The organism is Pseudomonas sp. R38(2017) (assembly GCF_002112395.1).
In the GTDB taxonomy this organism is placed as follows: Bacteria; Pseudomonadota; Gammaproteobacteria; order Pseudomonadales; family Pseudomonadaceae; genus Aquipseudomonas.
Genome location: NZ_NEHN01000002.1, coordinates 434,422 through 447,595, shown reverse-complemented (window position 1 = coordinate 447,595; position 13,174 = coordinate 434,422). Strand labels below are relative to the sequence as shown.

The 13,174-nt window shown below is 59.9% G+C and carries 10 protein-coding genes; 2 read left to right on the top strand and 8 right to left on the bottom strand.

Annotation, left to right across the window (positions count from 1 at the left end):
- The first annotated feature begins 302 nt into the window (after window positions 1–302).
- Window positions 303–1,241 (top strand): tyrosine-type recombinase/integrase, encoded by a 939-nt coding sequence (gene xerC / locus CAF87_RS05650; protein WP_349016886.1) that lies wholly within the window; start codon window positions 303–305, stop codon window positions 1,239–1,241.
- Window positions 1,242–1,248: 7 nt separating this feature from the next.
- Here xerC and CAF87_RS05645 read toward each other — a convergent pair whose 3' ends face one another.
- From CAF87_RS05645 to CAF87_RS05620, 6 genes are all read right to left on the bottom strand, one after another.
- Window positions 1,249–2,307: an ABC transporter ATP-binding protein gene (locus tag CAF87_RS05645; protein ID WP_085730871.1), complete on the bottom strand. Its 1,059-nt coding sequence runs from the start codon at window positions 2,305–2,307 to the stop codon at window positions 1,249–1,251.
- Window positions 2,304–3,899 (bottom strand): iron ABC transporter permease, encoded by a 1,596-nt coding sequence (locus CAF87_RS05640; protein ID WP_085730872.1) that lies wholly within the window; start codon window positions 3,897–3,899, stop codon window positions 2,304–2,306. Before CAF87_RS05640 ends, CAF87_RS05645 begins: the two co-directional genes overlap by 4 nt.
- Window positions 3,900–3,902: 3 nt before the next feature.
- Window positions 3,903–4,916 (bottom strand): iron ABC transporter substrate-binding protein, encoded by a 1,014-nt coding sequence (locus tag CAF87_RS05635; protein ID WP_085730873.1) that lies wholly within the window; start codon window positions 4,914–4,916, stop codon window positions 3,903–3,905.
- 200 nt (window positions 4,917–5,116) lie between these two features.
- Window positions 5,117–6,646, bottom strand: a complete 1,530-nt coding sequence (locus tag CAF87_RS05630) for a glycosyltransferase family 39 protein (protein WP_085730874.1) — start codon at window positions 6,644–6,646, stop codon at window positions 5,117–5,119.
- Window positions 6,643–8,355, bottom strand: coding sequence for a lipid IV(A) 4-amino-4-deoxy-L-arabinosyltransferase (arnT, locus tag CAF87_RS05625; RefSeq protein ID WP_085730875.1), 1,713 nt, complete (start codon window positions 8,353–8,355; stop codon window positions 6,643–6,645). The genes CAF87_RS05630 and arnT overlap by 4 nt, the downstream gene beginning before the upstream one ends.
- A gap of 291 nt (window positions 8,356–8,646) precedes the next feature.
- Entirely contained in the window at window positions 8,647–9,300 is a 654-nt protein-coding gene (locus CAF87_RS05620; RefSeq protein ID WP_085730876.1) for a histidine phosphatase family protein, read from the bottom strand.
- Between the two features lie 326 nt (window positions 9,301–9,626).
- Between CAF87_RS05620 and CAF87_RS05615 the strand changes: the two genes are divergently transcribed.
- Entirely contained in the window at window positions 9,627–10,937 is a 1,311-nt protein-coding gene (locus CAF87_RS05615; protein ID WP_085730877.1) for a HAMP domain-containing sensor histidine kinase, read from the top strand.
- On the opposite strand, the gene CAF87_RS05610 is transcribed toward CAF87_RS05615, so the two are convergent.
- Together CAF87_RS05610 and CAF87_RS05605 are read right to left on the bottom strand one after the other, a co-directional pair.
- The gene (locus tag CAF87_RS05610) at window positions 10,898–11,446 is read right to left on the bottom strand and encodes a membrane integrity-associated transporter subunit PqiC (protein WP_085730878.1); all 549 of its coding nucleotides are present in this window, start codon (window positions 11,444–11,446) and stop codon (window positions 10,898–10,900) included. The genes CAF87_RS05615 and CAF87_RS05610 overlap by 40 nt on opposite strands.
- A gap of 16 nt (window positions 11,447–11,462) precedes the next feature.
- On the bottom strand, window positions 11,463–13,118 hold the full coding sequence (locus CAF87_RS05605) for an intermembrane transport protein PqiB (RefSeq protein WP_085730879.1): 1,656 nt from the start codon (window positions 13,116–13,118) through the stop codon (window positions 11,463–11,465).
- Between the last annotated feature and the right edge of the window lie 56 nt (window positions 13,119–13,174).

Here is a 13,174-nt window from a genome sequence, read left to right as displayed (position 1 = left end):
AACGGGTTTTGCATCAACGAGTTGCTTGGTAAGCATGACGTCGGGGTTTGGTTGACTTTTCAGGCGTTGCCCGGCAGGTTGGGCGGTACCGACTGAGGACCTATCTAGCTAAGGTTATTCCCGATTTTGTGAAAGGAATATGAAAAACCGGTCGGCGAATCGTTTATCTGAAATTCATACAGCCGCTGTTCAGACTTCCGCGGCTTTTGTTGGAAAAGTCCTACTAAAAGACTCTCCTTTATATCAAGTTCATTGCAGTTGTTAGTTGTTGTGCTGGACTGTTTTTACTCAAGGCCTTTCGTTTGAGCAGCTTATCCGTTACCCCTTCAGAATCCATCAGAAGTAATCCTTTGTCCTTGTATCTGGCGCGTTTGGCACCTTCCAGCCAACTCACCATGCGTTACGTTTTGCAGGATGCCGCCGACCGTCTCGGCTTTGAAGACATGAATGTCGAGGACATTCCGTGGCATGCCTTACAACCCGAAGATGTTGTGGCGTTAGTCGCAGCATTGCGTGCAGACAACTATGCCCCCAACACCTCTTCACTTTATGTAAATGCCATTCGCGGTGTGATGAACGAAGCCTGGCGCATGAGCCTGATCACTCAGGATCATCTTTTGAAAATGCGTTCGGTCAAGGGCATGGCCGGCACGCGACTGTCTCAGGGGCGCAATCTCAAGCGCACGCTGATTCATGAACTGATGGAAGTCTGCGCCGCCGATCCGCGCCCGCAGGGGTTGCGTGACGCGGCTGTGATTGCGTTGTTGTACGGCACCGGCATGCGTAAATCCGAGTCGGTGGATCTGGATTTGAACCAGGTGGACTTCACTGAACGCAGCCTGTGCGTCACCGCCAAGGGCAACAAGCAACTGATCAAGTACGCGCCGGCCTGGGCGTTTGCCAAGCTGAATGCCTGGCTGGAGTTTCGCCGTTCAGAACTCAAGGAAGGCGAAAGCGACGATTCGTTTCTGTTCAACCGCATTCGCCGTGGCAGCCACATCACCCGCGAGCGCATCACCAAACACGCGATCTATTACATCGCCCGCCAGCGCGGCACGCAGGTCGGGGTGAAGATCATGCCCCATGATTTCCGGCGCTCATTCATCACTCGGGTCATCGAAGAACACGATCTGTCGATTGCCCAGAAACTGGCGCATCACAGCAATATCCAGACGACCGCCAACTACGACGTGCGCGACGACAATGAACGGCGTCGCGCCGTGGATCGTTTCGATCTGTAGCTGAACGTCAGGATGCCTCGAAAACGTGGGCGGCCCCGAGTATCGACAGTTGCACCGCGCTGCCGGCCGGTGGCGCGTGCATTCCGGTACTGCGCACCAGTAGCGAACGGCCGGCTTCTTCATTGATGCTGGCGCGCAGTTCAACCGTCAGGGTGCAGGTATTGCCACCGAAGTCGCGTTCGGTGACGACAGCATTGCAGCCCCTTTGATCGGCAGGCGCATCGGACAGCTGAAGCTGTTCCGGGCGCAGCATGATCTGCGCCGGCCCGGAGAAACCGTTGCTGTTCACCGCGATCCGTCCAAGATCGCAATGGGCCCAGCCGGCCTCGATTCGCGCCGGCATGACCACCGCTTCGCCGAGAAAACGTGCGGTCTGCTCGTCGTCCGGATAACGGTAGAGGTCCATCGGATGCCCCGATTGCACGAGTCGTCCGTCACGCATGACCGCCAGTTGATCGGCAAACGACAGCGCTTCGCTTTGGTCGTGGGTGACCAGAATTGTGGTCACGCCGGCCTCTTCGAGCAGGCGGGCGACCATTTTGCGCATGGCGCCGCGCAGGCCGGTGTCGAGGGCGGAAAAGGGTTCATCCAGCAGCATCAGGCGTGGTTGTTGGGCCAGTGCCCGGGCGAGCGACACCCGTTGCTGCTGGCCGCCGGACAATTCATGAGGCCAGCGTGCGGCCATGCTGGCGTTCAGGGCCACGCTGTCCATCAACGCCTGAATGCGTTCAGTTCGAGCGCTGCCGGTTTCGCTCAGTCCGAAACCGATGTTGTCCGCCACGGTCATGTGTGGAAATAGCGCGCCATCCTGCGGAACATAGCCGATCTGCCGCTGGTAGGCGGGCACGGCGTGGGTGCTGTCGACCAGCGTCTGGCCGTTGAGCATCAGGCTGCCGGCGTCGGGAAACTCGAATCCGGCGATCATCCGCAGTAGCGTGGTCTTGCCGGAGCCAGACGGGCCGACGATCACGGTGCGACTGCCGGTCGGGACGGACAGGTTGATGGTGTCCAGCGCGGTTTGCGCGCCGAAGGATTTGCTGAGATTGATGATGTCGAGAGCGTTCATCGGCCGGCACTGCGCCTGGATTGGTGATAGAGGATGGCCGTGAGCGGCAGCGAAAGCACTACCATCAACAGCGCGTAAGGCGCTGCGGCGGCGTAGTCGATTTCGCTGGTCATGGCCCAGAAACCGGTGGCCAGGGTGCGCGTGCCGTTGGGCGCGAGCAACAGGGTTGCGGTCAATTCATTGGTGATCGCCAGGAACACCAACGCGGCACCTGCCGCTGCACCCGGCGCGGCCAGGCGCAGAGTGATCAGCCACAAGGCGCGCAGGGGTGAACGGCCGAGGCTTTGCGCGATATTTTCCAGTTCCACCGGCGCCTGGGCGAAACCGGCACGCAGGCTGACCAGCGCCCGCGGCAGGAACATCAAAAGGTACGCCAGCAGAACGGTGATGGTGGTCTGATAGATCGGACGGGCGAAGTGGATCGTTACGGTGACCAGCGCCAGTGCCACGACAATCCCCGGCAGCGAGCTGGTGATGTAGTTGCAGCCTTCCAGCACACGTTGCAGCTTGCCGGGGGCGCGAATCGACAGCCAGGCAATCGGAATCGCCGCCAGACTGGTCAACACTGCACCGGCCACGCCGAACGACAGGGTCTGAAGCAACGCTGGCAACAACTCTTCGCCTTGCCAGACTTCCGCGCCGCCGTCGATCAGCCATTTGCCCAGAGTCAGCATCGGGACTCCGAGGGCCAGCAGGCAGGTCAGAACTTGCAGGCACAGGCCCAGCGCGGCGGTGCCACGTTTGAGGCGCACGGTCCGCTGTTCGCGGGCGCTGCCGGAACCGACCCGGGCATAACGCGCGTGGCCACGAGCGGCGGATTCCACGGTCAGCATCGCCAGACAGCACAGCGCCAGAACACTGGCGAGCATGTTGGCTGCCGGGCCATTAAAGGTGGATTTGAACTGATCGAAAATGGCCGTGGTAAAGGTGTCGAAGCGGATCATCGCGTACAGGCCATATTCGGCCAGCAAGTGCAGGCCCACCAACAGCGCACCGCCACAGATCGCCAGGCGCAATTGCGGCAAGACCACCCGGAAGAACACGGCCCACGGTTTCAGTCCGAGGGATTCGGCCACGTCTTCAATCGCCGGGTCGAGGCGACGTAACGTCGCCGCAATCGGCAAATAAAGAAACGGAAAGTAAGCGATCACAGACACCAGCACACCGGCCGGCAGTCCATTGATCGACGGAACCAGACTGACCCATGCATAGCTGTGCACGAACGCAGGCACGGCCAGCGGTGCAACCGCCAGCACTGACCACAATCTCCGGCCGGGCAGGTCGGTGCGTTCGGTCAGCCAGGCGAGGGTTATGCCAAGCACAATGCAGATTGGCAGGGTGATCAATACCAGCAATACGGTGTTGATCAGCAGTTCGGCCACCCGAGGGCGGAAGATCAAGGCTTCGATGGTCGCCCAACCGGTGTACCACGACACGCCGATGACAAAGCCGATCGGCAGTAACGACAGCAGTGATACACCGATCGCTAGCACGACCACCCAAGGGCTCCCGCGCCCATTGAGGGCGCGGGGTCTGCGTGAAAGGTTGGCGGAGGGCGCCGCAGCGATCCCCGCCGGCAGAGTTTCTGGCATCAATTAAAGCAGTCCCGCCTGAGTCATCAGTTCAACGGCTTTCTTGCTGTCGAGCTTCGATGCGTCGACTTTTGGCGCGTCCAGATCCTTCAACGGCACCAGTTTCGGGTTGGAAGCCGAGTCCTTGCCCACGGCGTACTCAAAGGAGTTGCCGGTGCGCAGCACTTCCTGGCCTTGTTTGCCGGTGATGTACTGGAGGAATTTCTGTGCTTCTTCCTGGTGTTTGCTGGACTTCAGCACGCCACCACCGGAGATGCTCACGAACGCGCCCGGATCCTGATGCTTGAAGTAGTGCAGGGCGGTGTTCTTGCTGTTTTCGCCGGTCTTGGACTGATCGACGAAGTAGTAATAGTGATAGATCACGCCGCTGTCGATCTGCCCGGCATTGACCGCTTTGAGCACGGAGCTGTTGCCACGGTAGGCGGTGAAGTTGGCTTTCATGCCCTTGAGCCACTCAAGGGTGGCAGCTTCGCCTTTCTGTTCCAGTACGGCGGCGACGATGGCCTGGAAGTCCGCACCGGCAGGGGATGCGGCCCAGCGGCCTTTCCAGGCTGGGGAGGCGAGGTCCGTCAGGGATTTTGGCAGGTCTTTTTCCGCCAGTTTAGCCGGGTTGTAGACGAATACGGTGGAGCGAGCGGCGATGCCGACCCATTGGCCGTGCGCCGGACGATAGGCTGCGCCCACTTGTTCAAGGGTCGCCGGAGCGACTGGGGCGAACAGCTTGGCATTGTCCACCAGCACCATGGCCGGGGAGTTTTCCGTCAGGAACACGTCGGCCGGAGAGGAAGAACCTTCCTGCACGATCTGGTTGCCCATTTCAGTGTCGTCGCCGTTACGGATCGTGACCGGGATCCCGGTTTCTTCGGTGAAGCCGGCGACCCACGCCTTGGTCAGGGTTTCATGCTGGGCGTTGTAGACCACGATACCAACCGAGTCGGCGGCAAACACCTGGCCGGCAGCGAGCAGCGCCGTCGCCAGAGCAGCGTGCTTCAGAAAGGACGGAATGGATGAACTCATGACGGGGCAGCTCCTGTTTTTTAGACGTTATGGGCAACAGATCGCAGGGTTTTCAATGCGAATGATTTGCATATGTTGGCTGGCTGGCAATGTAGAGAGGCAAATGAGAAAAAAACGTCAAACAAACCGTTAATACATGTCATTGTCATTCAGGTTAGCAGTCACTTGGCGGGGACGCCGGGCGAACCCGGCGTTGTCTTTCAGGAGCCTTGGGGCAGGTAGGCGACGCTTTGATCCTCGCGGCCATGGAACACTTGTTCGCCGCGGGTCGGGGTGGTCGTGATGACTTGATGGTCTTGACCGAGCCTGGAGAGCGGCACGGGATCGCCGGTGCGGTACTGGGCGACGAAGATCGTACGCTTCGGATCCCAGTGCTTGCCGCTGGTGCGTTCCAGCCATTCGAACATCGCGGCAGCATCGCCGTCGCGAGGGAAATCACGGGTTTCCGGCACGTAGTAGAACGGTTCGCCGCCGGTCTGCAGGTACATCGGGACCTTGTTGTCCACCTCGACCATGACGAAGTGCCATTGACTCAACGGCGCGCGCTGGCTGGCTTGCAGGCGCACAGTCTCGCCGAAGCGGATCGCGCCGCCACCGCTGTTGGTCCAGGGATAGAGCACGCCGAGAATCCCCAGCAGCAAGACCGTGGTCACGGCAAAACCGATTTTCAGGCCGCGCCCGCCAAACGGACTCTCGGCATTGCGCGCAGCCATGCGCCGGGTGATCCACCAGGCCCCGAGCAGTTGCGCGAACGGCACCAGTGGCAGCACGTAGTAACTGCGTCGGCTGCCGCTGGCGGTGAAGAACAGCATCAACAACCCGAGGCCCTGGATCAGCCAGCGGGTGTCCGGTTCGATGTGTTTCCAGTTTCGCGCGGCAACCCACAAGGCGATGATCCAGCACGGCGCCCAGGGCAGGGTGTAGACCGGCAGGTACAACAAATAGGTGTAGATCGGGCCGATGTTGTCGAACGGCTGGAAAAACCGCACGACGTTTTCCCGCAACACCAGTCCCAGCCCGCTTTCCCCGTAGTTCGGCGCGCCGTAGAGGTGGGACAGCAGGAACGGCGTCATGTAGAACGCGCCGGCAATCACCAGCGCCGCGAGCAGGCGCAGATTCAGATGACGTTTCCAGCGGCTTTCATTCAGCAGGTGCGGCAGCAGCACCAGCCCGGGCAGGATGAAGCCGATCAGGCCTTTGAACAACGAGGTCAGGGACAGCAGAACGCAGAACACCAGATAGCGCGAAAACCGCGTGTCGTCCGGCCCGCGCCAGTACCACCAGACCGCTGCCAGCACGCCGCAGACCGTCAGGATGTCGGCCGTGGCGACCCGCGCCCAGAACACGAAATAGAAGGTGGTCGCCAGCATCCAGCCGGCGATCAGCCCCGTGCCTTTGCAAAACAACTGCTCGCCCAGCAGATACACCAGCCAGACACTGAGCCACGCGGACACCACCGAAGACAGGCGCAGCGACCAGTGATCCAGACTGCCGGTCAACCAGGCGGTCGCGGTGATCAGCCAGTACGACAAAAGCGGCTTGTCGTAGTAGGGATCACCCTTGAGGTACGGGTCGAAGTAATCGCCGCTTTGCATCATCTGCAACGCGATGTTGGCCCAGCGGGTTTCCGCGCCCCACAATTCGCGGCTGCCCAGCCCGAGCAGCAACATCAGGGCGCTGGCCGCCAGCAGGAGCAGCAGGGCGCCCCGGTCGTTATTGCGCAAGGTCATGGCTGGCGCTGCGGGAAGATGAAGATCTGCAGATTGCCGCGACGATAATGCTTGCCATCTACCGGCAGCAATTCGACTTCCTGCTCTTCCTGCGTACTGTTGACCCGCAAGACCACACCGACCGCGCCTTTCTTCCGCGCTTCGGTCATCCACTGGCCGACGCCGTCCATAGTGACTTTACGTGCTTCCATGGCCGGGTCTTCGAGGCCGTACTTCAGTTCACCGATGGTGTTGAACAGATCCACTTGCGGGCGCTTCAAGCGCCACGCCAGTGCCGAGGCTGCGCCGAGGTCGTTGCTCAGCAGCGAAGCGGTTTCACTCAATTCCTGTTGATGTTCGGCAATGAACTGGTCGGGCATCTTGCTGTTGACGATCTGCCCCGGCATGGCCGCCGGCAGCAACGCCACGAGCAGGCCGATACCCAGCGCCGGCATGGCCCACAGCGTCAGCGGACGCAGCACTTGCAAGGCGTTGGCGATGATCCAGCCCACCAGCACGATATAGGCCAGCGACAGGTTGAACATCTCTGTGTTTTCGTAGATCTCCTTGGTTGCCTGCAGATAAAGCAGCGCCACCAGCGCCGCAGTAGCGATGACGGTGTTGATCACGCCGTTCAGGCGCAGGACACGGCCACTGTTCTGATCCAGCCAGTTGACCACGGTCTGCCCCATCAACAGGGCGATTGGCAGCAGGCACGGCATGATGTAGGTCGGCAGCTTGCCGCTGCTCAGGCTGAAAAAGGCCAGTGGCAGCAGGAACCACAACGCAAGGTAGGCGGTTTTAGGATCACGCTTTTCACGCCAGGTGCGCAGGAGCGTCGAAGGCAGCAGCACAGCCCACGGCAGGGTGGAGGCAAACAGCAACGGCAGGTAGAACCACCATGGGCGAGCATGTTGCGCGGCATCGCCGGCGGCAAAACGACGGATGTGTTCGTGCCAAAAGAAGAACCGCCAGAAATCGGGTTCCCGGTAATGAACAGCCAACACCCACGGCAGGCTGATCAGCACACAAACCACCACGGCAACCAGTCCGTAACGCACCAGTTCGCCGAAACGGCGTTGCCAGATCATGTAGGGCAGGGCGATCAGCACCGGCAACAATAACGCCAGGAATCCTTTGGTCATCAGGCCCATGCCGCACGCGACACCGAGCAGCGCCCAGCCTCCCAGACGGGTGCGAGGGGTCTGGCTGTCGATGGCAAACCACACGGCGACCATGCTCAGGTTGACCCACAAGGTGAACTGCGGATCGAGGTTGGCGTAGCCGGCCTGGCCGGCAATCAGCCCAAAGCTCATATAAAGCAGGGCGCTGGCGACGCTGATGCGCGGGTTGTTCCACAGCCGGCGGGCTATCAGGTACGTCAGCCAGACGCTGACACCGGTACTCAGGGCTGAAGCGATACGCACGCCGAACAGGTTTTCACCGAAGATCGCCTGGCCGATCGCAATCATCCAGTAACCGGCGATCGGTTTTTCGAAATAGCGGATCCCCATGAAATGCGGCGCGACCCAGTTGCCGCTGAGCAGCATTTCCTGGCTGATCTGGCCGTAGCGGGTTTCATCGGGGATCCACAGACCGTGAGTCATCAACGGCAACAGGTAAAACACGACGAAAGCCAGAATCAGGCCGGGGATGGCCAAGCGTTCGAAAGTCGTGGTGGGGGAGGAATGACGGGCAGCGTGTCGCAGCGGGTTGTTTTCAGACGTCATGACAAAGCCTTGGTGCCAAACGAAGTTCTTGTGTCGATGGCCTGCCCGGCGTGTTCCTGAGCGGGCGGATCATCGTGTTGAATGAATGCAGGTGTGCGATCGGGGGACGGGCGTTTCCTGTATCCAGAGAGCTGCCGTACCTCCAAGCCTGAGTTCTCGCACTATAGCCAAGCTTAAAAAAAACCGTTGTCCAGTAAATCGGGGGCAGATACATCTTTCATTACAAATTAATGAACCCCGTCCCTGGTTAGTTAAAAAGTGCAAACTTGCCGGTCCGCCCCAACTAAAGCATTAATGACTATTGAGTTGTGACCATGCATCGGCATTCATGATACCCAACACTTTAAGTTGGCCCTTGTCATCGATGCGTGCAAACAGGGTACTGCCATATTCGGCGGCGACCGCGTGAGGAAAACCGGTCTGCTTTTCGAAATCACTGATGCATCCGCTGTGGGTGACCAGCACCAGATTTCGCTTGGCAACCTTGTGCGCCACCACGTCGTTGCGCAGAGAAGAACCGCAGGATTCGAGCCAGGTCTGGGGCGTGGCGTCCTGACCGAACATGGCGCGCGCGGTCTGCACGGTACGGGTCAACGGGCTGGTGAACACCTGCGCCTGCTTCATGCCCAGCCCCACGAAGCCTTTGCCTACAAGCGCTGCAGAGTCGTTGCCGGCCTGGGTGATGCCGTCGGCCGGGCCCAGGCAGAGGTTGACGGAGCGGTCGCAACGTTCGGCATGACGCACCAGCGCTACTACTTCACCAGCCTGCCAGGCCTGGGTCCAGTCAGCCCGGGCGGCCTTGCCGGCATGGCCCAGATCAACGGGCGAGCGGGTCACCCAGACGAAGCCGCTGACCAGCCCGATAGCGACCACTACACCGATGCCGGTCAACAGTTTTCCAAGTCGCAAAGTACGGCGTTGTTTAAATGTCGCTGTTAATTGCATCTGTCGCTCCACGGCATGCCCCTTGACGTCGCAGGCGAGTTGGGCCGGCGATTTAACCAACTTTTATAGTTATGTACTTGAATAATGGCTGAACATTACGTTCGTGCACGTCGGGGGGCGGTGAAGAACATGTGAAAATTTCGCGAGAGTCGATAAAGCACAACTAATCCAGTGTTTGATAACCAGACTCAAATACCCTTTTTTTTGGAGCCAGTCTTAACAAATGTTTATGTTTGCGGTGAAGCTGCGCAGGTTCGGTCAATATCGCGGTGCTCGCCTGTTTTTGACCGTGAAGTCTGAATTCAGCAGTGGAGTCCTCGACCCGAATGGATCTCAAGCAAAGCCTGACGAAACGGATCGTCATCGTGTTCGCTTTGATGAGCGCTCTCGTCGCCGGGGTGTTTGCGGTGGGCATCGTTGCCGCTGTGCATGTGGTCGAACACAAATTGGCCACCAGCACCCTGAGTGGCGGTCTGCATCGCTTGCTGGCGATGGATGACATCAATCGCTGGAGTCATCAGCCGGAAAAGAGTGAACTGTTTTTCTTTGAAGGCGGGCCCGGGCCCATGGCACTGATTCCGTCACTGGCTGCGCTGTCACCCGGCTTCCAGGAAATCATGTTCAACGGCGACGATTTTTTTGCGATGGTCGAGGTGGTCGGCGGGCGCAAATACGTGCTGCTGCGTGATCAGGAAAGCCTTGAGCAACGCGAGCGGTTGCTGTTCATCGTGGTCACGGTCGGTTTTCTCCTGAGCATCCTGCTGGCGATCATGCTTGGCCGATTGCTGGCTCGACGGGTAATGGCGCCGGTTATTCGACTGGCACGCCAGGTTCGCCACCGCGATCAACTGTTGGTGCTGGCGCCCCCGCTGCACCCGGATTATGCGGCGGATGAAGTGGGGGAGCTGGCGTTGTCGTTCGATCAGACGCTGGGTCGTTTGCGCGAAACCCTGAGCCGCGAAAAACTGTTCACCAGCGATGTCAGCCATGAACTGCGCACGCCGTTGATGGTGCTGGGCGGCGCCTGCGAATTGTTGCTCGCCAATCCGTCGCTGGATCCCCGTTCGACCGCACAGGTCAATCGCATCGCCCGGGCCAGCCATGAGATGCGCCAACTGGTGGATACCTTCTTGATGCTGGCTCGCGCAGAGGATGATGTCGGAAATGATATTTGCGTCACGCTCAAGGAAGTCGCTGATGCACAGTGCGAGATCTGGGGCCGGCTGATTCGTGAAAAGGGACTGGAGTTTTTCTACGAGGTGGAGCAGCCCTGTATGGAGCGTTTCAACCTGACGTTCCTGCAATCGGTGATGGGTAACCTGCTGCGCAATGCCTGGCATTACACCGATCAAGGGTTCGTCCGGCTGACCCTGACAGGCAACGGTTTTGTGGTGGAAGACAGCGGCATCGGCATTCCTGAGGAACAGCGTCAGGCGGTGTTCCAGCCGTTCGTGCGCGGCGATGAGGGCCGTGGTGAAGGCCTTGGCCTGGGGTTGTCGCTGGTGCAGCGGATCTGCAAGCGCCAGCACTGGCGGGTGCAATTGAGCAGCGGCCAGCCCAGCGGCAGCCGCTTCAGCGTGGAATTGAAACCGGCGACTCAGGATGGCGGGCAGCTGCGCGCATTGCCGGCGGCCTGATGGATCAGCGCCGCGAGACGTTTGACGTTGTTCTGCTGAGCGTTCACCAAATCGTCGATGCTCGATCCGGATGGCGTCTGCAGAATCGAGCGGCAGGTGAGCAGACCGCTATCGCCCGCATCCGCCGGACGCAGGCGCCATTTCACGTCCATCAATCCGTATTGCCCGGGAACCGAATCAAAACGCTGCACATCGATGCGCACCGATGTTTTGCGCGGGACTCCAGCGTTGCTCAACTGATCCACCAGTGCGCTGCGCAGCTCATCGCTGAGGCTGGCAGCCCACCACTGGGTTTCCAGAATCGCCAGGCCGCTGTTGCCCTGGCGGATGACGATTTGCGGGCGGTCGACCTGGGGCGGCACGCTGATGCTTTCAATCGCGATGTCCTGTCCGGATCGGCCAGGCATCGGCTGTGCCGGGGTCAAGGTGTGGAAGCTGATCGGGTCGCTGCGACAGGCACCCAGCAACAGGCATGCGGCGAGCACGGTGAACTTCAGCGGTAAGGCCATGGCAAAGCTCCTGTGCTCAATTGCGCGGCGGTCCCTTGAGATCGAGTGGCGCAGCGTTGTCGGGGCGACCGCGAATCAGCGATTCCGGATGGCGTCCGAGGTAATCCGACAGCTCACGCAGCGAACGCGACATGCGCCCGAGTTCGTCGAGCGTCTGGGTGAGCTTTTCTCGCTGCGGCGAATCTTCGGCCAACGTCGAATTTGCCGATTGCAGGGTCTTGCTCACGTCCGCCAAAGTGTTCTGAACAGCGGGCATAGTCTTGGCATTGAACTGGGTCAGGCTTTTGCGCAGTTCAACGAGATTGCCGTCGAGATTGCCGGCAATGCGTTCCAACGGCAGTTTGTTGAGCTTGTCGACCATGGCCTCGAGTTTTTCCTGCAACTGTTCGAGGCTGCCGGGAATGGTCGGAATGACGATCGGACGCGCCGTCGGATCAAACGCGACTTTCTCGGCTTTCGGGAAAAAATCCAGAGCGATATACAGCTGACCGGTCAGCAGATTGCCGCTGCGGGCCTGGGCCCGCAGACCGTTGTCGATGAAGGTGCCGATCAGACGCACGGCGGCGGCTTCGTCTTCCGGGTTGTGGTTGAGCACCTTGAGCATCTTCTCGTGGGCCCGTCCCAGACGTTGTGGGTAGATCACAATTCCGACGTTGACCGGGAAGCTGCGTTTCTTCTCGTCGTAGTCCAGGTTGATGCTCACCACACGGCCGATTTCCATGCCGAGGAATTCGACCGGCGCATCGACCTTGAGGCCGCGCATGGCCTGATCGAAACGCAGGCTCAGGTACTGCGGTTTGCCGGCGGGCGGGGCGAGGGCGGTCTGCTGGTCGTCGAACAGGTCGAAGGATTTTTCATCCGCTGCCGCCACATCGTTGGGGCTGTAATCCGGCGCGCGGAAGGCAATGCCCCCGACCAGCAGGGTCGAGAGCGATTCGGTCTTCACTGCAAAACCATTGGCGCCGACGTTCACGTCTATACCGCTGGCGTTCCAGAACCGGGTGTTCTCGGTGACGAAGGCATCGTTCGGCGCGTGGATGAACACTTCGATATTCACCCCTTTGCCATCGGGATCCAGTGCATAGGCCACGACCTGGCCGACCGGGATCTTGCGGTAGTAGACCGGGGAACCGATATCCAGCGAACCCAGGTCCGAGGCGTGCAGGTTGAAACGCCTGCCCGGTTCGCCGTAGGTAATGGGGGGCGGATTTTCCAGGCCTTTGAAGTACCTGGCGCGATCTTTCGATTGGCCGATATCGGCACCAATGTAGTCGCCAGAAAGCAGCGTATCGATACCCGACACGCCGCCGGCACCGATTCGCGGCCGGACTACCCAGAACTTCGAATCTTCGCGGGTAAAGGTTTCGGCCTGCTTGGCCAGCTTGATCGTGGCGTTGACGCTCTTCTGGTCGTCGCTCAGTTCGACATCCGAGACCTGGCCGACCACCACGTTGCGGTATTTGACTTCGGTCTTGTTGGCCGTCAGACCGCTGCCGGTCTTGAAGGTAACGACGATCGTCGGGCCTTCCTGCATCAGGTTGTGCACCACCAGCGAAATGCCCACCAGCACGGCAACAATCGGCACGATCCATACCAGCGAAATGTTGAAGCGCCGGGTCTTGATCGGTGCCTGGCCGGGTGCTCGCGGTTGATCGGCGGCTGACAACTCCATCCATGACCTCCAGAGTGTGTTGGGCACTGAGCGTCAGGAACGCAAAAGCACTTCAT

Bases quoted from the DNA above. Each gene is read 5' to 3' on its own strand.
- arnT (WP_085730875.1), bottom strand. From the start codon at position 8,355: ATGACGTCTGAAAACAACCCGCTGCGACACGCTGCCCGTCATTCCTCC.
- CAF87_RS05630 (WP_085730874.1), bottom strand. From the start codon at position 6,646: ATGACCTTGCGCAATAACGACCGGGGCGCCCTGCTGCTCCTGCTGGCG.
- CAF87_RS05615 (WP_085730877.1), top strand. From the start codon at position 9,627: ATGGATCTCAAGCAAAGCCTGACGAAACGGATCGTCATCGTGTTCGCT.
- CAF87_RS05640 (WP_085730872.1), bottom strand. From the start codon at position 3,899: ATGCCAGAAACTCTGCCGGCGGGGATCGCTGCGGCGCCCTCCGCCAAC.
- CAF87_RS05610 (WP_085730878.1), bottom strand. From the start codon at position 11,446: ATGGCCTTACCGCTGAAGTTCACCGTGCTCGCCGCATGCCTGTTGCTG.
- CAF87_RS05645 (WP_085730871.1), bottom strand. From the start codon at position 2,307: ATGAACGCTCTCGACATCATCAATCTCAGCAAATCCTTCGGCGCGCAA.
- CAF87_RS05620 (WP_085730876.1), bottom strand. From the start codon at position 9,300: ATGCAATTAACAGCGACATTTAAACAACGCCGTACTTTGCGACTTGGA.
- CAF87_RS05605 (WP_085730879.1), bottom strand. From the start codon at position 13,118: ATGGAGTTGTCAGCCGCCGATCAACCGCGAGCACCCGGCCAGGCACCG.
- CAF87_RS05635 (WP_085730873.1), bottom strand. From the start codon at position 4,916: ATGAGTTCATCCATTCCGTCCTTTCTGAAGCACGCTGCTCTGGCGACG.